Source organism: Planctomycetota bacterium, assembly GCA_035384565.1.
GTDB lineage: Bacteria > Planctomycetota > PUPC01 > DSUN01 > DSUN01 > DAOOIT01.
In genome coordinates, this window is sequence record DAOOIT010000035.1 from 29434 (window position 1) to 50331 (window position 20898).

A 20898-nucleotide genomic window follows, 5' to 3' on the forward strand; every position below is an offset into this window, starting at 1 on the left:
GAGAACGCCCTTGGACAGCCACCAGCGCCAGTTCGACCGCGAGCTTCACGACCTCAAGAAGAGGCTCCTCCGCATGGCCACCCTCGCCGAGGAGATGATTGACCGCGCGGTCACCGAGCTGATCGAGCGCGACGAGAAGCTCACCGAAGCGGTCGCCCGGGCCGAGGACGAGGTGAACCGCCTCCAGATCGAGATTGACGAAGAGGCCCTCCGCCTCCTCGCCACCCGCCAGCCCGTGGCCAGCGACCTGCGCTTCATCGTCGCCGCCACCAAGATCAACAGCGACCTCGAGCGCATCGGCGACCTCGTCGTCAACATCACCGAAAACGTCCATGTCCTCGCCCAGCAGCCCCCGCTCAAGCCGCTCATTGACATCCCCCGCATGGCCGACCTCGCCCGCCAGATGGTCCGCAAGAGCATAGACGCCTTCGTCAAGGGCGACGTCCTCCTCGCCCAGGCCGTCATCATGACCGACGACCAGATGGACGCCCTGAAGGACCAGGTCCTCCGCGAGCTCCTCACCTACATGATGTCCGACCCGCACACCATCGAGCGTGCCCTGGCCCTCATCCTGGTCGCCCGGCACCTCGAGCGCATCGGCGACCACGCCACCAACATCGCCGAGGACGTCATCTACCTCATCCAGGGCCGCGACGTGCGCCACCCCAAGACCCCCCGAGCCACGCCGCCCGAAGGCTCCCAGCCCTGAACGGAGGCGCCCATGCCCAACCTGCCCCGACGGCCCTACGGTACGGCCGGCGACCAACTCTCGATCATCGGCTTCGGCGGCATCGCCGTGATGAACGCCGAACCCGCCCAGGCCGCACGCCTCGTCGCCGAGGCCGTCGAGCGCGGCGTCAACTACTTCGACGTGGCGCCCACCTACGGCAACGCCGAGGTCATGCTCGGCCCCGCCCTCGAACCCTACCGCAGAAAGTGCTTCCTCGCCTGCAAGACCACCCAGCGCCAGCGCGGCCCCGCCGCCGAAGAGTTCCGCCGCTCGCTCGAGCGCCTGCGCACCGACCACTTCGACCTCTACCAGCTCCACTGCCTCGCCGATGTGGCGAAGGATGTGGATGCAGCCTTCGCCAAAGGCGGCGTGATGGAGTTGCTCCTCGAGGAACAGAAGGCCGGCCGCATTCGCCACATCGGCTTCTCCGCCCACACCGAGGCCGCTGCCCTCGCCGCAATGCGGCGCTTCGACTTTGCCTCCGTGCTCTTCCCCATCAACTTCTGCACGTTCCTGCGGCACGGCTTCGGCGCCGCCGTGCTCGCCGAGGCGCGGCAGCGCCGCATGGCCATCCTCGCCCTCAAGGCCCTCGCCCGCCAGAAGTGGCCGAAGGACGACCCGAAGCGCCAGAGCTTCCCCAAGTGCTGGTACCAGCCGGTCACCGATCGCGCCGAGGCGGAGCTCGCCCTTCGTTTCACCCTCGGCCAGCCCATCGCCGCCGCCGTCACGCCGGGCGAGGAGGTCCTGCTCCGCCTCGCTCTCGACGTGGGCGGGGCCTCCGCGCCCCGCGACCCCAAGCCCCTCACCGACGCCGAGCTTCAGCAACTCCGCGCCCTGGCCGACACACTCGACCCGATTTTCTAAGCGGCCCCTCCCTCGCAAGAACTCTCCCGCTGGGCTTGGGCATGCGAGCAAGACTCGGATGCCCAAGCCCAGTGTGGAAGGTCTTGAAGGGGGTTCTGGGGGAAACTTCTCCCCAGAAGTTTCCCCCAGTCTTGCCTCCCCGCTTGCATCGCGCGCCGCCCGTGCCATAATATCGGCCTCGTGCTTAGAGCTGTCCCGCGCCCTCACCTCGTGGAGAGCCCTATGATTCGCCTCGGCGTTCTCGGCCACGGCGGCCGCATCAGCGGCGTGATCAAGCATTGCCTGCGGGCCGTCGAGCCCGACGTGCGCGTGGTCGGCATCGTGGACCCCGACGAGGCCGGCGCCCGCGCCCGCCTCGACGACCGCGACAAGGCCGATGTGGTGTTCTACAGGAACCTCAAGGAGATGGCCCGCAAGGCGCGGCTCGACGCCCTCGCCGTGGGCACCCGCTGCAACCTCCACGCGGTCTATGCGGCGCAGGCCGCGGCCTACGACTTGCCGCTCTACCTCGAGAAGCCCATCGCCACCTCCATGAAGCAGGCCACCGCCCTCGAACGCGCCTTCGCCAGGTCCAAGTGTCAGGCCGTCGTGAGCTTTCCGCTCCGCGTCTCGCCCCTATGCGTCCTGGCCCGCGAGATGATCGAAGAGGGCGCCGTCGGCAGCCCCGAGCACGTCCTCGGCGTCAACTACGTGCCCTACGGCACCTGCTACTTCGACGGCTGGTACCGCGACTACTCGATCACCCAGGGCCTCTTCCTCCAGAAGGCCACGCACGACTTCGACTACATGATGTACTTGATGGGCTCGCCCATCGTCCGCGTGATGGCCATGGCCACGAAGGGCCGCGTCTTCGGCGGCAAGAAGCGGGCGGGACTCGTCTGCTCGAAGTGCGACGAGGCCGACGCCTGCCTCGAAAGCCCCCAGAACCGCAAGCGGAACCTCTCGGGCGGCGTCGGCGGCGACCACCCGTGCGTCTTCGGACGCGACATCGGCACGCCCGAGTCGGGGATGAACGAGGATTCGTCCAGCGCCCTCCTCGAGTTCGCCAGCGGCGCCCACGGCGCCTACACCCAGGTCTTCTACTCGCGGCGCGACTCCGCCACCCGCGGCGCCACGGTCAGCGGCTACCTGGGCACCGTGAGCTTCGACTGGTATACCAACCAGCTCAAGCGGGTCCGCCACCACGCGCCATTCACCGACGTGACGAAGGCGGGCGAGGGCCAGAGCCACTTCGGCGGCGACTACGAGCTGGCCGTGGACTTCATCAACCTGGTCAAGGGCAAGGGCGAGAGCCGCACGCCCATCTGGGCCGGCCTGCGCAGCGTCTACTCCTGCCTCGCCGCCAAGGAGTCGGCCGAGACCGGCCGCGCCGTCGCCGTGCGGCAGGTGGGAGGCTGAGGCCGTCAGGCCTATCGGTCCCATCCGTCCTATCTCTTGAGAGAGCGACAGCCATGAAAGAGGTCCGCACCGCCATCGTGGGCATGGGCATCGGTAGGCCGAACGGCAAGGCCATCGCGAAGAACCCGCGAGGGCGCGTGGTCGCGCTCTGCGACCTCGTGGAAGATCGAATGAAGGACTTCGCCAAGGAGCTGCCCGAGCCGCCGAAGCTCTACACCGACTTCAAGGCGATGTGCCGCGACAAGGAGATTGACGCGGTGATGGTGGGCACGCCCAATCAGTGGCACGTGCCCATCGCCCTGGAAGCTGTGCGGCGCGGCAAGCACGTGCTCATCACAAAGCCGCTCGCCGACTCGCTCGCCCCCGCCCGCCGACTCGTCGCGGCGCAGGAGAAGGCGGGCGTGGTCGGCATGATGTCGCTCTCGATGCGCTTCAGCGGCCCCACGCTCTACCTGGGCCAGATGGCGCGGCGGGGCGACTTCGGGGAGCTGTACTACGCCCGCGCCCGCAGCATCCGCCGCAGCGGCATCCCCGACTGGAATCTCGGCTTCATCGAGCGCGGCGGCGGCGCGTTCCGCGATATGGGCGTCCACGTCCTCGACTCCGCCTGGTGGATACTCGGCATGCCGAAGCCCGTCAGCGTCACAGGCGTCGCGGGCGCCAGGTTCGGCCCCTTCGGTCGCGGCTACTGGGACTTTCGTCAGCCGCCGAAGAGCTTCTGGGGCAAGTATGGCTCGGACGACTATGCGGGCGGCTTCATCCGCTTCGAGAATGGCGCGGGCCTCCAGTGCGAGAGCTTCTGGGCCTCGCACCAGGCGCCCGAGCACCAGATCGAGCTCTTCGGCACCCAGGCCGGCGCCCGCTATAGCCCGCTCACCCTCTACCGCACCGTGGACGGCGCGCCCCACGACACCACGGTGAACCTGCCCAAAGGCGCCGACCCGTGGGACCTGATTGCGGGACACTTCATTGACTGCATCCTCGACGGCAAGCCCTGCGACGCCCCCCTCCGCCACGGCCTCATCGTGCAGGAGATGATGGAGGCCATGCTCCGCAGCGCGGAGACGGGGCGCGAGGCAGTGCTCCGCTGATGCCTGCGCGGCGTTGACAACCACCTCCCGGCGCCCTACAATCACCATTGGCAAAGCGGCAAAGGAGGCAAGGCTGATGGCAAGTGTCACACTGGAGCTATCCGACGCCCAAGTGCTCGACTTGGTGCGTCGGCTGCCGGCCACGACACGGGCAGCCGTGATCCGGGAACTCATACCTGACCTCGATGCGCTCGATGGCCTGGTGGAGTACGGCAGTGCACGCATCCGCGAGCTCTGCGCGGAACGAGGTGTTGACTGGGACCACCTGACTGAAGAAGAGCGGCAACGCCTGATTGACGACCTGCTCCACGAGGAGTGAGCCGGGTGGAGCGAGTCGTCTTCGACACGAACGTGTGGGTTTCGGGTCTGCTCTGGCGTGGCAAGCCCTACCAGTGCCTGGTGTTGGTGCGTGCCGGGGTAGTCCGGCCGGTCTACTGCCCGCAGATGCTTGCGGAACTTGCGGACAAGCTCCGAACGAAGTTCCGCTTCCCCCTCACCCACCTTCAGGCGGCCACCCACGACCTGAGGTCGAAGGGCGAACTCGTCGAGATACCTGGTACGCTGCACGTCGTGCCGGACGACCCCGACGACGACAAGTTTGTGGAATGCGCTGTGGTGGCGGGTTGCTCCAGAATCGTGTCGGGGGACGCCCACATCCTCAGCCTTTGCGAGTACGGGGGAATCCACATCATCTCGCCTGCGGAGTTCCTTGCCCATCTCGTTTGGTAGCAGGACAGCGGGACGAGGCTTCATGGCGTGAAGGGTGGACCCATGCACCTGCGGCGCAGTCTGGCACGTGGCTTGGCTGGCTTGTCACTGGTCGCCTGTTCGGTCCACAGCGCCGAGCGAGTGAACTACCCGCCCGCGGCACGGCTGAAGCACCAGTGCCTCGTCGTCTCGATTCCCGAGCAGGGCGACGTGGGGGGCAGACCTTTCACGCGGCTTATTCAGCGCGGCTTCGAGGCGATATGGTTCACCGTCGCTTCCGGCAGCACGCCCCGCGCCACGCGCTGGGTCGTCTACGACACGGCGCAGCAGAAGATCGTGCCGCTCCGCACCGACCCGCGCGAACCCGAGAAGCCCAAGGCCAGGCCGCCCAGGGAAGAGCCGCCCCCGCCCGCGGGCGTGAAGCCCACCCACTTCGACCACTGGCGCTCGGCCGGCCACTGGACCCGCGCGTTCAAACAGGCGAAGCTGGAAGACGTGCTCGCCGCCGCCAATCTCCAAGAGGGCTTCGGCTGCTCCGCTCGCGACGGCGCCTCGGCCAACGACCCCGCCCAGATTCTCCTGCACCGGCCCCCAAGCGGCGAGGGGGTGAAGCTGTGCTCCCTCGAACCCTTCGAGGGGCAGACGCTCCACATCGTCTACTGGCTCCGCCTGATGCCGTCGGGCGACGTGGCCGTGCTCGCGGGCAACGCCAAGACCACGGTGCTCCAGGTCTACGAGAACCCCCTGCTCGACACGCTGTCGGCCCAGTGGAACGCCCTGCTGAACGACGCATTCAAGGCCGAGCCGGTGGTGAAGGCCCGCTGCGTGGGCAGCCTCTACGACCTGTCGCCCTATGCGGATAGGGCCTTCGACGCCATTCCCGTGGCGGCCGACGGCCGGGCCTACTTCGGCACCATGCCCCACCACGCCAGCGAGAGCGGCCCGCTCTTCGCCTTCGACCCCAGAGAGAATAAGCTCCTCCTCCTCGGCGACATCGGCCGCCTCGGCGGCGTCCACCGCCCCGACGCCGTCCCCCAGATGGTCCACGCCAACGCCTTCGAGATGAACGGCAAGGTCTACTTCACGGGTCAGGACCCGCACTATGGGGAGTGGGATTTCCCCGTGGCCCGGCCCGAGGACAAGCCGACCTATCCCGGCTCGCCCATCGTCGAGTTTGACCTGAGAACCCAGAAGGCCCGCTCCCTGGGCGTGCCCTTCGCGGGCAACCCCGGCATCTTCCGCCTCAGCGGCGACCCGAAGCGGAGCGTCCTCTATCTCCGCCGCGGCTACCATCGCGGCCACGTCTGGCCGATCACCTGGTTCGCCCTCGCCCTCGACGCTCAGGGCCATTTCGCCGGCGAGCCGAAGAAGCTCCCCCTCGACGACCACCCGCACGACCTCCTCGTCGCGGCCGACGGCACGCTCTACGGCTCCGTGCCCGAGCCGAAAGCGCACAAGGAACTCCTCGCCCGCCGCGAACGCAAGGCGAAGACCGACGACATCGTGCCGCAGACCGACCTCTGGCGCATCGCGCCCGACCTCTCGAAGGCCGAGCGGGTCGCCACCCTGGAGGGCGGCTGGGAGATCGCCTTCGCCCCGTGGCAGGACGGCCAGCCCGCGGCCATCGGCGTCACCGAGCGCGACGTGGTGCGCCTCGACCTCGCCACGGGCGCCATCGAGAAGATCGCCGCTTGCCCGAAGGCCTTCCAGGCGGGCCACGGGATGACGCTGCTGCGCGGCAACACGCTCTACACCATTCGGTGGGTGCAGCCCAAAGGCCCAGGCAGCCGCACCTCCGGCCTCTACTCGCTCGACCTGGCGACCGGCAAGGCGCTCTACCACGGCGTCATCGTGGACGAGGCAGGCCGCCGCGCCAAGGACCTCAACCACTTCGCCTTCCTGCCCGATGGCCGGCTCTTCGCCGAGGGCACGGCCTACGGCCTGCCCACCGACCGCCACTACATGCCCCGCTACCGCGACGGCGAGCCCTACCGCCTCGACGGGGTCGGCCTCGTGATTGACCACCTGCCGCCCGGACTGCCCGTGGCCGAGCCGTGACACTGTTCTTCGACTTGACTTCCCTCTTTCCCTGCCCTATCATCATGGCGAGCCCAGTCCTGGGAGAACTGCTGGAGCCCCCCTATGGCGGCCACGCTGAACAAGGAGGAAGCCCACACGCTGGTGGACAAGATGCCCGACGACGCGACGTGGGATGACCTCATGCACGAGATCTACGTCCGCGAGGTCATCGAGAAGGGCCTCGCCGACAGCCGCGAAGGCCGGACCAAGGACGTCCGCGACGTCAGGGCGAGATACGGCCTCCCCGAATGAAGGTCCACTGGACCGACACCGCTCAGGCCCACCTCGACGCGATCCGGCGGTACATCGCTCAGGACTCCGTCGAGTATGCGCTTCGCATGGTGGATCGCCTCACGCGGCGTTCCCAGGTGATCGCCGGCTTTCCCCTCTCCGGGCGCACGGTGCCCGAGTACGAGAGGGACGACCTCCGCGAGGTCATCGAGGGGCCGTACCGCCTCATCTATCTCATCAGGGACGATCGAGTTGACGTCATCGCGGTCATCCACGGAGCCAGAGACCTTCGCGCGGCGATGGAGCACGCCGGCTGGTCTCCGCAGCAGCGACCCACGTGAGCGCCTTCCAGCAGGGGGCCCTCCTGGATTCTGCACTGTGCCCACCCTCTGGGATGTGTGACCCTTCCCCACGGTCGAGGAGAGACGAATGAAGATCGGATTCATCGCCAACAACGACCTCGGCGGCGTCCAGGAGGACGCCCGCTTCGCCGCCGAGCACGGCTTCGAGGGCCTCGAGTTCAACTACTGGGGCGACTTCAAGGACCTGACGTTCGACACGGTGAGCAAGATGCGCGCCATCCTGGTCGAGCACGGCGTCAAGGCCTCGGCCCTCGGCCTCTGGGGCTGGAACCACACGTCGCGCGACGCGGCCGAGCGCGAGACAAGCCTGAAGATGCTTGACCGCGCCATCGGCTTCGCCCAGCACCTCGAGGCCAGCATCCTCATCACCGGCGGCGGGCAGCCCAAGGACGCCTCGCCCGAGGAGTGCGCCGCTGAGTTCGCCCGCGTGTTCCCGCCCTACGTCGAGAAGGCCCGCGTCGCCGGCCTCAAGATCGCCCTCTATCCCGTCCACGGCAACAGCTTCTTCAACACCATCGCCGACTACGAGCGCGTCTGGAAGCTCGTGCCCGACGTCGGCATCAAGCTCGACCCCGCCAACATCCGGCACCACGGCGACGATTACCTGCCCATCCTGCGCGACTACGGCCACCGCATCGCCCACATGCACATCAAAGAACACCTCTACATGGACGGCAAGCTCGTCTCGCAGCCCGCGGCCGGCATGGGCGACATCCAGTGGGGCAAGGTCTTCGCCTTCCTCCACGAGCACCACTACGCGGGCTATCTCTCGATCGAGCCGCACGGCCCGGCGTGGAGCCGGCCGCCGCTCCGCCGCAAGATGCTCCTCCTCACCCAGCGCTACATCCGCCAGTTCATCGTCTGAGCGCCCCGGCGCCCCGCTTCTCCACCCCCCGCGCACCAGGCCCTCCCGCAGGCCCCAACGCCTGCGGGAGGGCACTCGCCCCAGCCGGCGCAGGGCGGGCCCGCCCCCGCCGCGCGAGGGACCCGCACCCGTCCTTGACAATCGCCCGCCCGCGTGGTTGCATAGGAGGCATGAATGGGCACCCATCCCTCGGGCCGCGGGCGACAAAGGAGAACGCTGTGGACAACGGGCTGAATCGTCGGGACTTCCTCGTGCGCACCGGGGCCGGCGTGGTGGGGGCCGCCGCCGCGCTGCGCTCGGGCCTCGCCGCCGAGGCCGCCGCCAAGCCCCGCATCGTGGTGGCCTCGGGCGGCGGCGCGCCCGACTCCGATGAGGGCGCCCTCAAGCGCCTCAAGGCCGCGCTCGACAAGTGGGGCGGCTTCCCCGAGCTCGTCAAGGGCAAGAAAGTCCTCATCAAGATCAACGCCACCGACGGCGGTTTCCGCGACGCCAACACCTCCACCCAGGCCACCGGCGCCCTCATCAAGCTCGTCAAGGACTGCTCGCCCGCCTCCATCACCGTGCTCGGCCAGGAGTGGGGCGGCTGGGGCGCCAAACGCGAGGGCCTGCCCACCCTCGCCGCGCTCCTCCAGAGCCTCGAGGTGCCCGTCAAGAACCTCGAACGCTACTGGGTCGCCGGCTCCGAAGCCCACTACAAGCTCATCGAGCCCGCGCCCGAGCCCTGGAAAGAACTCATGGTGGCCAAAGACATCTTCGAGCCCGACGCCGTGCTCCTCAACCTCCCACGCCTCAAGACCCACCCCCACTGCGTCTTCACGGCGTGCATCAAGAACATCATCGGCCTCACCCGCCGCATGTACGGCTTCCACAAGGTGGACGAAACCACCGAGGTGGCCAAGCGCTTCGACCCCGCCGACAGCGACGGCTGGCACGTCTTCCCCCAGAAGCTCGCCAACGCCTTCAAGCTCGGCGTCGGCCCCCGCATCGCCCTGAACATCGTGGACGCCAACGAGGCCAACTACGGCTGGCGCGGCCCCGGCAAGCAACGCATCGGCACCTTCCCCACCGGCCTCGTCCTCGTCGGCACCGACGCCCTGGCCCTCGACGTCTACGGCTGCAAGCTCCTCGGCGAGTGCCTCAACAAGCAAACCCCCGGCCTCTACCCCGAGCCGCTCGGCGACTGGGCGAAGGGCGACAGCGACTTCATCGCCTTCAACAAGACCAAGACCAACTACCTCAAGGTCTGCGCCGACCTCGGCGTCGGCGAGGCCGACCTCACGAAGGTGGACATCCAGCAGGCCAGCGCCTGAGCCCCGACAAGCCGGCCCCCCCTCCCGAAGGTTCCAACACCTTCGGGAGGGTAGACCGAACTGGCCCCCAACCTCCCGCGGGTTCCCAACCCGCGGGAGGTTCGATGCTGGTATCGGCCTATCCGTCCCATCCGTCCTACTCTCCTCCCATCCATAGGTACGCATAGCCGCCAGTGGTTCGCCAGTAGCTCCGGAGCCTATGGCGACCGTGCCGTGTGCATGCTGTTGTCTTGAGGACACTTCGGACGGGCGGGCTCGACGCAAGGTTTTTCGCGCGGCAGATCGAGAGGTTGTTTGTGGGCGCTCGAGGCCCCGCCGAGCTGCCTGCCCAGTCACCTCGTGTCCGGCGGCAGACCGGGTCCGTCGTCCGCCGCGGGGCGGGGCGTTTGTGGCTGCCGGGCCTTGAGCCGCTCGATGCGGGCCAGCGCCTCCTGGGCCTTGCGCGCGGCCTCGGTGTCGGGGTGATGGGCCATGACGGCGCGGAACCGCGCCGCCGCCGCGTCCAGGTCGCCCGGGCTCAGCCGCCAGAGCCGCGCCGCCTGGTCGAGCTCGGCCTCGGCCTGCCGCTGGCGGCGAGCCTCCCGCAGCACGCTCGTGACGCGCCAGTGAACCAGCGCGCCCACAGCCGCCACAATGGCCGCCGTGGTCGCCCACGACGCGACGCTGAACCACTGCCGCCTCCGCCGCTGGGCGGCGCGGGCGGCGGCGCGTTCCCGGGCAGCCGGGTCCTGGGGCACGGGGCACCTCCCTCAATTGAGCCGAAACACCCACGCCCCGCCGCGCGCCGATTGCAGGGCGGCCGGGCCGGCGAACTCGACGAACTCCAGCGCCGGCTCCCCCTGCACCGCGGCGGCGAGCGCGGCATCGCGCCAGACGAGCAACACGCGCGCCTCCGCGGCCCGCATCTCGGCCGCCAGAGCGGCCGGCGCCCTCGCCGCGGGCGTGCCGGCGTACTTCGCGTCCAGGTAGTACGCCGTGTGGAGGCCGTCCCACCAGTTGCTCGAGGCGAGCGGCCCCTGGATGCCGAGCGCCCGCAGGCGCTCGGCCATCAGGCGATGCTCGCGGCCCGGCGGCGGCTGGCGCAGGAGGTCCCACACCGCCCGCACGGGGTGGTAGCCGAACGACACGGCGGCCAGCGCCACGGCGGCGACCCCCACGGCCCGGCGCTCGCGGCGCCCGGCTCCCAACCGTTCCAGGGCGCGGGGCACCAGGCCCACGAAGTGGAACGCCGCCGCGGTGAGCGCGAGGAACACGAACCAGAAGTAGCGCGCGTTGTCGGCCTGGATGAAGGCGTAGCCGCCGCAGAAGATGCTCACGGCCAGCAGCAGCGCCGCGTAGCGGAAGGCCCGCCCGCGGTCGCGCCACGTGGCAACCAGCGCGGCCGGCAGCAGCACGAGCGCCGCCAGGCCGAGGCGGAACTCGTCCAGGCGCGCCACGTGGCGGGCGATGCGGAGGGCGTTCGCGCCCGCCAGGCGCAGCGTCTCGCCGAGGGCCACCCGCCGCGCCGCGGCGGCGGGCACGGGCGGCTCGCGCGTGGCGTCCTGCCACACGTTGGGCGCGTCGGCGGGCGGGCGACGGAGGCCCGTGATCGCCTGCTGGCGGGCGTCGCCGCTGCCCGGCCCCACGAGCGCATACGAGGTGGCGGCCGCGGTGCCGAAGGTCAGCCGCCCGTACTTGGCCGACAACACGGCGACCCACGGCGCGGCGACGAGGGCGAAGCCTGCCAGGCCGAGGCCCCAGGCCAGGGCGGCGCGCCGAAGCGGCGTTCTCCACTCTCCATCGCCCATCTCCGATTGCGGTCCGCCCTTCGCACGCCGCACTCCGCACTCGCCGCCGGACCGCGACTCGAACCAGGCGCGGAGAAGAACGGTAAGAGTGAAGTGGGCGGCAAAGAACGGGAGGGCGTAGAGCTTGGCGAGATAGGCGATGCCGCCGAGGGCGCCCACCCCCAGCGCCCGCTTCCGCGAGCGGAGCAGCCGCTCATCCATTGCCGCATCGAGATAGAACAGCAGCGCCGCGGCGAGCAGCAGGTCCACCCGGTGGTCGAAGGAGAACTCGGCGGCGAGCAGCGCCGCGCAGGCCGTGGCCGCTGCCAAGAGCCAGGAGGACGAGGCGGTGTCAGGCGTCGGGTGTTCGGTGCCAGGGTTCTGAGCCCCCAACCCCCGACCCCTGACACCCAACAGCCTCCCCGCGACCCGCCACGTGCCGATGACGCACAGCGCGCCCCACAGCCCGATCATCACGCGGAAGGCGACCCGCGGCGAAAGGCCCGCGATGGCCAGCGGCGCCGCCAGCCACGCGCCCAGGGGCGACCAGTGGCCGAAGACGGCGCGGCCGATGTCGCCCCGCGCATACGCCGCCACCATGCGCAGATAGCATTCGCCGTCCGACGTCAGCAGCTCGGCGCACCTGGTCTGCACGAGGAGGGCGAGGAGGAGATAGAGGGTGAGCGAGCCGCACAGGCCGAGGCGCGAGGGGTGGAGCCAGCGTGCGGTCACGGGCGGTCCCCGGCTCAGAAGCTAGGAGCCTGTCCAAGAATCCCCGTGGGCTGTGTTGCCGGCGTGGATTTCCGCACAGACCCTAGAAGATCCGCAGCGGGGTGCGACGCAGGGCGACCGTGGCCTGGAGCTCGAGGGTCTGGCCGCCGCGCCGCACGGTGACGGGCAACACGTCGCCGGGCGGGGTGCGCAGGATGGCCATCTGGGCATCGCGGGCCGTGGCCACGGGCTTGCCGCCCAGGGCCTCCACGAGGTCGCCCTCGCGCAGGCCCGCCTCGCCCGCGGGCGAGAAGAGGCCGACGTCGGTGACGAGCACCCCGGCCTCGACGCCCAGCTTCCACTCCTTGGCGAGATCGGGCGTGAGGTCGCGGAGGCTCACGCCGAGGTAGCCGCGGCGCGGGCGCCCGTGCTTCTTCATGTCCTCGATGAACGGGGCGATCAGGTTGATGGGGATGGCGAAGCCGATGTTGTTGGCGGGGAACATGCCCAGGTCCACGATCCCCACCACCTCGCCGCGCGTGTTGAGGATGGGGCCGCCGCTGTTCCCGGGGTTCACGGCCGCATCCACCTGGATGAAGTCCTCGATGAGGTTCTGGCGCACCTGGCGGTGGAGGCCGCTGACGACGCCGCAGGTGACAGTGCCGGTGAGGTACATCGGGTTGCCGATGGCGACCACCCAGTCGCCGAGCTGCACGGTGTCGGAGTCGCCCAGCGGCACGGTGACCAGCGGCACGCTGCCGGGGGTGATCTGGAGCAGCGCCGTGTCGGTGTGCGGGTCGGTGCCGACGATCCGGCCCGCGAGGGCCCGGCGTACGCCCTTCGCATCGGTGAGGCGCACCGTCACGCGGTCGGCCCCGCGGACCACGTGGTAGTTGGTGAGCAGATAGCCCTCGGGGTCGAAGAGCACGCCGGCCCCCAGGTGCTTGCGCAGGCCGTAGAAGATGCCCGAGGGCAGAAAGAAGGCGAACGAGAAGGCATCGCTGATGTTGGAGGTCAGCGGCAGCGGGTTGAGCAGGCGCTCGCCGCGGCGCAGGAGGCCGGGCAGGTAGTACTCGAAGGTCTCGACGCGCACGACCGCGTGCTGGCGCTCGCGGGCCAGCGTCCGCACGTCGGGCAGGGTGACGGGTTCCGGCGCGCCGGCGCCCCGCGCCGGGCCGCCGAGGGCCAACAGAACCAGGAGCAGGGCGGGAGCCGCTGCACGCTTCGAGTGGCGGAGAGACGGTCTCATGGAGGCGCTCTCGGGAGGTCGGGGGACGGGCCTGGCGTGCGCCACGCCGGGCGTTTCACCTTCTATTATAGCCAACTCCCGCCGCGCCGGATAGGGGCGCTCAGCGCAGCTTCAGGGTGGCCAGGGCCATCACCGCGAAGATCGCCGCCAGAATCCAGAAGCGCGTCACCACCTTCGTCTCGCCGTAGCCCTGGTGCATCAGGCTGTGGTGGTACGGCGCGCGGAAGAAGATGCGGCGGCCCAGCAGCTTCAGGCCGACGTAGTCCTGAAGAAAGCTCGACCCCGCCTCGACCACGAACACGCCGCCGGCGATGAAGAACACGACCTCCTGCTTGACCAGCAGCGCCAGCGTGCCCAGGATGCCGCCGAGGGCGAGCGACCCGGTGTCGCCCATGAACACGCTGGCGGGGTGGCAGTTGAACCACAGGAAGCCGGCCCCCGCGCCCAGCAGCGCGGCGCAGAAGACCACCAGCTCGCCGCAGCCGGGCAGGTAGCGGAAGAGCAGATCGCGCGCCGTCGCCGCGTCGCTGCCCACCACGAAGGCGAACACCCCCAGCACCCCCGCCACCAGCATGGCCGGCACGATCGCCAGGCCGTCCAGCCCGTCCGTGAGGTTCACGGAGTTCGACGCGAGGACCATGAAGACGATAACGAAGAGCATGTAGCCCCAGCCGAGGTAGATGCCCTTGCTGGAGAGCGGCAGCACGAGGGTGCGGGCGACGCGCAGGTCGTAGGGCGACGAGGGTTCGGTGAGGTAGAGCACGCCCACGAGGGCGCCGAAGGCGATCTGCGCGGCGTACTTCCAATGGCGGGCCAGGCCGCGCTCGTTGGAGCGGTGGCGGATCTTCAGGAGATCGTCGAACGCGCCGATGCCGCCGAAGTACAGGGCGGCGGCCAGCACGATGCGCACCTGCTGGTTCGACAGGTCGCACCACAGCAGCGCCGCGGCGAAGAGGCTGCCGAGCATCAGCAGCCCGCCCATGGTGGGCGTGCCCTCCTTGCTCGCCACGTTGAGGCCGCCGAACGTGCGCCCCTGGTCGCGCGCCCCGTGGCGCCGCAGCAGGCGGATCACCCACGGCCCGAACACGAGGCTCACGGCCAGCGCCGTCACCACGGCGCCCATCGAGCGGAAGCTCGGGAAGCCGAAGAGCCGCAGCGGCCCGAACCACGCCTCATAATGCCGCAACAGGTACAGCATCGCTCCCTCGCGGGGCCTCGCCCCCACGGCCCGGCTCCCCGCGCGGGGGACCGGGCCCTCGGAAGATTCCTAGGGCCTCACACGGTTCCAGCCCGTCCTCGGGTCCAGGTACAGCGCGCGCAGGCGCTCCGCCGACAGGGCCTGCGGCCCCTCGGTGACGGCGCGCAGCACGCGCCCCAGCACGTCGCGAAGCACGAAGAACGACACGCAGCCCTCCGACAGGCGGTCCACCCCGTGCAGCCGATCGTGGGCCTCGCCGAAGAACTCCGTCTGGCGCGCCACCAGGTGCGCGATGCCCACCACCGCCTGGCTGCGGACCAGCCACGAGTCGTCGCCCGCGAGCGCCAGCAACGCGTCGAAGGCGGCCCGCGACAGGCCCAGGTGCCCGAGCGCCCGCGCGTGGGCCATGCGGACCTCGAAGTTGTCCTCGCGGATGCGCCGCGGCGGCCGCGGCCTGGCGCCCAGGAGGGCATCGAGCAGCGCCTGCTCGAGGTCCTCGGCCGGGTGGAAGAGCGCGGCCAGGGCCAGGGCCGCCTCGCTGCGCACCTCCCAGTAGGGGTCGGCCAGCGCGCGCACCAGCGCCGCCCGCGCCGGCGGCGTGGCCAGGCCCAGCCGGGCCAGGGCCTCGGCCGCGTTGCGCCGCACGATGCCCGCCTCGGCCCGATCGCCCAGCACGCCCAGCAGGCGCGCGTAGCGCGCCTCGTCGCGCCAGTGCGCGATCAGTTTCACCGCCGCGTTGCGCAGCTCCCAGGCGGGCGACGCCAGCCACGCATCCAGCTTGCGCCCGGAGCCCTCCGGCGGCGGGTCGTGCGAGTCCAGGAGATGCCCGGCCTCGGCCAGCGGGCCCTTCCAGCGGTGAGGCGACAGCAGGGCGACCAGCGCGCGCAATGGCTACTCGATCCGGCGGGGAAATGCCCTGAGGGGGGAACACGGGGGGAACGCGCGCGATTGTAGCAGAGCGCCATGCCGAATGCAAGCCCAAAACTCCTTGACTCCGCGCTCCGCGGCGGATAGATTGGCGCTGTCGCCCTGGGAGGCCGGCAGGGGGCCGCCGGTTGTGGAGTCGGCCGTGCGAAGGTCCACTCGCCGCAAGCTGATCGTGGTGGCCGTGTTGGGCGCGGGCGCCGTGGCCATCGGGCTCGCCGTGCTGCTCACGCGCGGGCGCGGGCAGGCGGGGTCCGGGCCCCCCTCGCCTCCTTCGCCGCCCGGCGTGCGCGAGCCGATGGCGTTCAGCGTGCGGGGCGTCGCGGGGCGGGTCGTCGCGGCCCTCGAGTTGGTGGTGGGCCAGGGCCGCGCCCAGGCCGCCCTGTGGCCGGTGGGGGCCGCGCGCTGGGTCTGCGCGATGGTGGACGGGGCCGAGAAGACCTACGACCTCGACCAGGGGATGTCGGCGGACGCCTTCGCGGGGCTGCTCGAGGGCGGGTTCCAGCCCTCGTCGGCCGAGGGGGCGCGCACGGCGGGCATCTATCGCGCCGTGGCCCGTCGTGCGGTGCCCGAGTTCAGCGAACTGCGGGGCGACCGCGTGCTCGTGCTCGTGTGCCCCAAGGCCGAGTGGCCCGGGCTGTCGCTGCGCTGGCCCCCCATCGCGGTGACGGGCAAGTAGCCGTGGGGCCGGCGCGCCTCAGAAGGCGCCGCGGCCCGACAGCACGGCGGGCAGCGTCGCCGCGAGGATCCGCAGGTCCAGTCCCAGCGAGCAGCGTTCGACGTACTCCAGGTCCAGCCGCATCATTTCGGCATAGGGCAGGTCGTTGCGCCCGCGCACCTGCCAGAGGCCGGTGAGGCCGGGCCGCACAGCGTGGCGGCGCTGGTGCTCGGGCGGCAGGTGTTGCGCCTCGTCGAGCGGCAGCGGGCGCGGCCCCACCAGGCTCATGTGGCCGGCGAGCACGTTGAGGAGCTGCGGCAGCTCGTCGAGGCTCGAGCGCCGCAGGAAGCGCCCGACCCGCGTGATGCGCGGGTCGCGCCGCATCTTGAACACCGGGCCGTCCATCTCGTTGCGGTGCGCCAGCTCGCGGCGCGCCAGCTCGGCGTCCACCCGCATCGAGCGGAACTTCAGCATCAGGAACGGCCGCCCGCCCCGGCCCACCCGCTGCTGGTGGAAGAACACGGGGCCGCGCGACGTGAGTTTGACCAGCACGGCCAGCAGCACGAAGAGCCACGAGAAGGCGAGGAGCCCCAGCGCGGCCAAGGCGAGGTCCAGCGCGCGCTTGGCGGCGCGGTAGGCCCGCCGGCGCCCTGCCTGCGAGTGCGGTGCGGGGATGGAACTCATGTGGCAGCGTCCCGGCGCCGGCGGCTCCGCCGGCCGCGGCCGGGCCGGGCGGCGAAGCTACGGCTTCGCGTCGGCGTCCTGCGGCAGGCGCCGCTTGACGTACTCGGCGATCTGCGCCTGCGCGTTCGAGTCGCCCCAGCCCGACCAGAGGAACTCGGCGCCCACGTCGTACACCTCGGCAAAGAGGCGCTTCTTGCACCAGACCACCTTGGCGAGCGCCAGGATCGGGGTGCCGAACTCGGGGGAGTGCAGGTCAATCGCCACCATCGTGCCGGGCGCTATTTCCTCCTTGGCCTCCAGGCAAATGCCCCCGCCCGAAATGTCCACCGCGAGACTCGACACCGGGCTCTGCTGCAATTCCGCATCGGTCACCACCCGGTACTCCACCGCCCATCCGGCCTTGACCCGGGGAAACTTGCGCCGCGTCAGCATCCCGCCTCTCCTCGAACAACCCGATGGAGCGCCATGCCCGGGCGCCTGGTCGCCCGGCTCGCTAGAGTCTATCCCGGCCGGCGCCCGGGGTCAAGTTGGAATGCACGACTCGCCCGACGCGCCGCTCGCCATGCGTCGAGCGTCGCGCTATAATCAACGGCGCACCGCCCCCAACCCCGAGGGCTCAACATGGAAACCCCACGCACGCCCGCGCCGCACATGTGCCCGCCGCGGCGGGACTTCCTGAGGGCCTCCACCCTCGCCGCCGCCGGCCTGGCGGTCCAACCCCTGCTGGGAGCCGACGACGTGAAGCAGCCCCCCCCGCGCACGCCGCTCAACGTGGTCTTCGTCTTCGCCGACCAGTGGCGCGCCCAGGCCACCGGCTATGCCGGCGACCCCAACGTCCACACCCCCAACCTCGACGTCCTGGCGAAGCGCAGCATCCACTTCACCCGCGCCATCGCCTCGTGCCCCGTCTGCTCGCCCTACCGTGCCTCGCTCATCACCGGTCAGTATCCCCTCACTCACGGCGTCTTCATCAACGACGTGCACCTGCGCCACGAGGCCGTGAGCATCGCCGAGGCATTCCAGGCCGGCGGCTACGACACCGGCTACATCGGCAAGTGGCACCTCCAGGGGCGCGGCCGCCTCTCCTTCATCCCGCCCGAAGACCGCCAGGGCTTCGGCTTCTGGCGCGTCTGCGAATGCACCCACGCCTACAACCAATCGGTCTACTACGGCGACGGCCCCGAGCGCCTCACGTGGCCCGGCTACGACGCCGAGGCCCAGACCCGCTGCGCCCAAGCCTACATTCGCGGCCAGGGACGCGACAAGGCCAAACCCTTCCTCCTCATGCTCTCCTGGGGGCCGCCCCATAACCCGTATGAGACCGCCCCCAAGCAGTTCCGCGACCTCTACGACCCCGCGAGGCTCGTCCTCCGCCCCAACGTCCCGCCCCCCGCCCAACCCGCCGCCCGCCGCGACCTGGCCGGCTACTACGCCCACTGCACCGCCCTCGACACCTACGTCGGCGACCTCCTCAAGACCCTCGACGAGGCCGGCCTCGCCCACGACACGCTCTTCGTCTTCACCTCCGACCACGGCGACATGCTCGGCTCCCAGGGCCAACAGCGCAAGCAGCGCCCCTGGGACGAATCGGTCCGCGTCCCCTTCCTCCTCCGCTGTCCCGCCCTGCACGGCAACCAGGGCCGCGAGATAGCCCAGCCCATCGCCGAGGCCGACCTCATGCCCACCCTCCTACGCCTCTGCGGCCTGGACGTGCCCAAGACCGTCGAGGGCCTCGACCTCTCCTCCCTGATTGTGGGCGGAACGTCCCCGTCCCGTGACAACCCTGTGGGCGGGGCCTCCGCATCCCGCGATCTCCCCGAAGGCGCCCTCATCGCCTGCTACGCCCCCTTCGGCGAGTGGACCCGCGGAGGCGGCGGCCGCGAATACCGCGGCGTCCGCACCGCCCGCCACACCTACGTCGAGACCCGCGAAGGCCCCTGGCTCCTCTACGACAACGAGCGCGACCCCCACCAGCTCACCAACCTCGTCGGTCGCCCCGACGCCGCCGAGGTCCGGGCCCACCTCGCCGCCGAACTCAAGAAGCTCCTCGCCCAGCGGAACGACCAGTTCCTCTCGGGCTGGGACTACATTGCCAAGTGGGGCCACACCGTGGACAAGACCGGCACCGCCCCCACGCCGCCGTGAGGGCGGGCAACGAGCACCACTATCTGTTGTGGGTGGCTTCGGCGTAGACCACAATATGTTCTAAGCCTCCCAGAGTCTCCCAGAGTTCCCGGTTCATGGGGGAGGTCTCGCATGCCCCCCACTGGTAGTGGCTCATTCCGCGCACACCGCACCCCGCGGAGTGCCATGTCTTCCCGGTTTCCTGGGGAGGGCGTGGCGGGCAGCCGCGTTCCACGGGCTTACACCCGCGCCACCTCGTGCGGGCGTCACCGGGCTCCGGCCAGCCATTTCCACAGCGGAACGAACCTGATTCGGCCCCGCAGCCCAAACCACGACGCGTCTTCCTCACGCTCTGCCGTCTCCGTCAGCACGAGCAGTTCTTTGCACTTCATGGCCTCTGAGGCCTTCAGGAGCGCTCGGACCTCTCGGTCGCGCGTCCTGACGTCCCCGACATCCGCGCAGACCTGGAGGAGCTGGGTCACGCGCAGGCCCTGCTTCACCACGAAGTCCACCTCCTCGTGCTGCGGCCCCCGCCAGAAGTAGAACTCCAGTCGCCCCTCGAGCTCCTGCTTGCGGAGCGCGACGGCCACGAGGTTCTCATAGAGCCTGCCGAGGCCGGAGCTGAAGCGGAACGAGGTCGCGGTAACCAACCCATTGTCTGTGCAGTAGAGCTTGCGATTCGTCCGCGCCTGCTCCCGAACCTTGAACGAGAAGCGCCGCACCGAGAAAAACACGAACGCCTCCTCCAGATGCCGGAGGTACTTCTCGGCCGTGTGGACGCTCCGCAGGCGCGTCACCTGGGCCAGCGTGTTGTAGGAGTACTCCTGGGCGATGTTGGACATCAGGTAGACCACCAGGTCCTCCAACCCCTGCGGGGAGCGTACTCGATGGCGGACGACGATGTCCTTGTAGAGGGTCGCCCGCAGCAGCGTGGCCAGATACTCTCGGTGGTTGATCCCTTTGAGCAGCGGCTCGGGGTAGCCACCCAGCTCCGCGTAGCGGCGCAGAGCCTCCACCGTCTCCGCACCTGTGAGGTCGGGCTCCTGCGAGCGGAGATACTCAGGGAACGAGAAGGGGAAGAGCACAATCTGGATGTGCCGCCCGGTCAAGTGCGTGGCCAGTTCGGAGCTCAACAGGTGCGCGTTACTCCCCGTGATCGTGAGGCGGTAGCCCTGCCGCTGGAGGCGATTGACGAACAGCTCCCACTTCGGCAGGTTCTGGACCTCATCCAGCAGGAGATGCTTCGGCTTGCCGTACAGAGCGTCCAGGGCCGCGACCAGCTCGTCGTAGTCGCCCAGTGCCTCCAGGCGCTCGTCGTCGAAGTTCACGTAGCCGAACGGCCCAAGGCCCTGAACCAGGTGCATGGCGAAGAACGACTTGCCCGCCCTCCTGGGGCCGATGACGACCTTGATCAAGTCGTGGGCTAGCTTGCGGGGACCGAACTCGCGCTCCACGTATCGCTCCTGGAGACGTTGCTCGATCTCCCGCTTCTGGAGCAGAAGCACGTCGCGGAGCATTGCTGGCCTCCTTGTCACACATATGCATTATACTGCACAACAATATGATATTATAGTGCAGTATAGTCCAGGCGACGTCGGAAGTCAACCAGGAATGACCGGAAGATCGCTCACCCGCCGCGAGATGGTCGGCACGCTGGGGAGGTTTTCTTTCTCGCCCCTACGCTCCGTCACCTTCTCCTTCTCGCCCCTACGCTCCGCGTGGGGGCGGACATCCGGACGCTCCCGCGTCCAACCCCAACCTCCCGCGGGTTCGCAACCCGCGGGAGGTTCTTTTCCCTGACGAAGGGGCCGCGGAGCGGCCAAGAAACCCGTCCCCACGCAGAGCGTCGGGACGAGAGAAAGGCGCACAGCGTGGGGACGAGGAAAGGGGGGCAGAGCCTAGGGACGAGGAAAAGCCGCCCCAAACGGCCCCTCCGGAATCGCACG

Annotated in this window: 21 protein-coding genes; 13 read left to right on the forward strand and 8 right to left on the reverse strand. The window is 69.9% G+C overall.

Features of this window, described 5'->3' with window-relative positions; translation table 11 throughout:
- The first annotated feature begins 10 nt into the window (after positions 1–10).
- The 11 genes from phoU to PLE19_14050 all read left to right on the forward strand — a co-directional run bounded on the left by phoU (position 11) and on the right by PLE19_14050 (position 9638).
- Positions 11–709, forward strand: coding sequence for a phosphate signaling complex protein PhoU (phoU, locus tag PLE19_14000; protein ID HPD16062.1), 699 nt, complete (start codon positions 11–13; stop codon positions 707–709).
- Between the two features lie 12 nt (positions 710–721).
- The gene (locus PLE19_14005; GenBank protein ID HPD16063.1) at positions 722–1594 is read left to right on the forward strand and encodes an aldo/keto reductase; all 873 of its coding nucleotides are present in this window, start codon (positions 722–724) and stop codon (positions 1592–1594) included.
- Between the two features lie 222 nt (positions 1595–1816).
- The gene (locus PLE19_14010; protein ID HPD16064.1) at positions 1817–2992 is read left to right on the forward strand and encodes a Gfo/Idh/MocA family oxidoreductase; all 1176 of its coding nucleotides are present in this window, start codon (positions 1817–1819) and stop codon (positions 2990–2992) included.
- Between the two features lie 53 nt (positions 2993–3045).
- Positions 3046–4083 carry a Gfo/Idh/MocA family oxidoreductase gene (locus PLE19_14015; protein HPD16065.1) on the forward strand — a complete coding sequence of 346 codons (1038 nt, stop codon included), beginning with the start codon at positions 3046–3048 and terminating at the stop codon, positions 4081–4083.
- Between the two features lie 76 nt (positions 4084–4159).
- Complete coding sequence (locus PLE19_14020) at positions 4160–4402, forward strand: hypothetical protein (protein HPD16066.1); 243 nt, start codon at positions 4160–4162, stop codon at positions 4400–4402.
- Positions 4403–4407: 5 nt separating this feature from the next.
- On the forward strand, positions 4408–4812 hold the full coding sequence (locus PLE19_14025) for a putative toxin-antitoxin system toxin component, PIN family (GenBank protein ID HPD16067.1): 405 nt from the start codon (positions 4408–4410) through the stop codon (positions 4810–4812).
- A gap of 72 nt (positions 4813–4884) precedes the next feature.
- Positions 4885–6849: a hypothetical protein gene (locus PLE19_14030; GenBank protein ID HPD16068.1), complete on the forward strand. Its 1965-nt coding sequence runs from the start codon at positions 4885–4887 to the stop codon at positions 6847–6849.
- A gap of 84 nt (positions 6850–6933) precedes the next feature.
- Positions 6934–7122 carry a hypothetical protein gene (locus PLE19_14035; protein ID HPD16069.1) on the forward strand — a complete coding sequence of 63 codons (189 nt, stop codon included), beginning with the start codon at positions 6934–6936 and terminating at the stop codon, positions 7120–7122.
- Positions 7119–7442: a type II toxin-antitoxin system RelE/ParE family toxin gene (locus tag PLE19_14040; protein HPD16070.1), complete on the forward strand. Its 324-nt coding sequence runs from the start codon at positions 7119–7121 to the stop codon at positions 7440–7442. The genes PLE19_14035 and PLE19_14040 overlap by 4 nt, the downstream gene beginning before the upstream one ends.
- Positions 7443–7530: 88 nt before the next feature.
- A complete protein-coding gene (locus PLE19_14045) occupies positions 7531–8328 on the forward strand; it encodes a sugar phosphate isomerase/epimerase family protein (protein ID HPD16071.1) in 798 nt (265 codons plus the stop codon).
- Between the two features lie 218 nt (positions 8329–8546).
- Positions 8547–9638 carry a DUF362 domain-containing protein gene (locus PLE19_14050; protein ID HPD16072.1) on the forward strand — a complete coding sequence of 364 codons (1092 nt, stop codon included), beginning with the start codon at positions 8547–8549 and terminating at the stop codon, positions 9636–9638.
- Positions 9639–9970: 332 nt separating this feature from the next.
- On the opposite strand, the gene PLE19_14055 is transcribed toward PLE19_14050, so the two are convergent.
- The 5 genes from PLE19_14055 to PLE19_14075 form a co-directional block, all read right to left on the reverse strand.
- The gene (locus tag PLE19_14055) at positions 9971–10375 is read right to left on the reverse strand and encodes a hypothetical protein (GenBank protein ID HPD16073.1); all 405 of its coding nucleotides are present in this window, start codon (positions 10373–10375) and stop codon (positions 9971–9973) included.
- 12 nt (positions 10376–10387) lie between these two features.
- Positions 10388–12136 (reverse strand): hypothetical protein, encoded by a 1749-nt coding sequence (locus PLE19_14060; GenBank protein HPD16074.1) that lies wholly within the window; start codon positions 12134–12136, stop codon positions 10388–10390.
- Between the two features lie 82 nt (positions 12137–12218).
- A complete protein-coding gene (locus PLE19_14065) occupies positions 12219–13364 on the reverse strand; it encodes a trypsin-like peptidase domain-containing protein (protein ID HPD16075.1) in 1146 nt (381 codons plus the stop codon).
- A gap of 100 nt (positions 13365–13464) precedes the next feature.
- The gene (mraY, locus tag PLE19_14070; protein ID HPD16076.1) at positions 13465–14589 is read right to left on the reverse strand and encodes a phospho-N-acetylmuramoyl-pentapeptide-transferase; all 1125 of its coding nucleotides are present in this window, start codon (positions 14587–14589) and stop codon (positions 13465–13467) included.
- Between the two features lie 42 nt (positions 14590–14631).
- Positions 14632–15450 carry a HEAT repeat domain-containing protein gene (locus tag PLE19_14075; GenBank protein ID HPD16077.1) on the reverse strand — a complete coding sequence of 273 codons (819 nt, stop codon included), beginning with the start codon at positions 15448–15450 and terminating at the stop codon, positions 14632–14634.
- A gap of 181 nt (positions 15451–15631) precedes the next feature.
- On the opposite strand from PLE19_14075, the gene PLE19_14080 reads away from it, so the two are divergent.
- Positions 15632–16165, forward strand: coding sequence for a hypothetical protein (locus tag PLE19_14080; GenBank protein ID HPD16078.1), 534 nt, complete (start codon positions 15632–15634; stop codon positions 16163–16165).
- Positions 16166–16183: 18 nt separating this feature from the next.
- Here PLE19_14080 and PLE19_14085 read toward each other — a convergent pair whose 3' ends face one another.
- Together PLE19_14085 and PLE19_14090 are read right to left on the reverse strand one after the other, a co-directional pair.
- Positions 16184–16828 (reverse strand): sugar transferase, encoded by a 645-nt coding sequence (locus tag PLE19_14085; protein ID HPD16079.1) that lies wholly within the window; start codon positions 16826–16828, stop codon positions 16184–16186.
- A gap of 57 nt (positions 16829–16885) precedes the next feature.
- Entirely contained in the window at positions 16886–17260 is a 375-nt protein-coding gene (locus PLE19_14090) for a PilZ domain-containing protein (GenBank protein HPD16080.1), read from the reverse strand.
- A gap of 189 nt (positions 17261–17449) precedes the next feature.
- On the opposite strand from PLE19_14090, the gene PLE19_14095 reads away from it, so the two are divergent.
- Positions 17450–18973 carry a sulfatase-like hydrolase/transferase gene (locus PLE19_14095; GenBank protein ID HPD16081.1) on the forward strand — a complete coding sequence of 508 codons (1524 nt, stop codon included), beginning with the start codon at positions 17450–17452 and terminating at the stop codon, positions 18971–18973.
- Positions 18974–19218: 245 nt separating this feature from the next.
- Here PLE19_14095 and PLE19_14100 read toward each other — a convergent pair whose 3' ends face one another.
- Positions 19219–20469: an ATP-binding protein gene (locus tag PLE19_14100; protein ID HPD16082.1), complete on the reverse strand. Its 1251-nt coding sequence runs from the start codon at positions 20467–20469 to the stop codon at positions 19219–19221.
- Between the last annotated feature and the right edge of the window lie 429 nt (positions 20470–20898).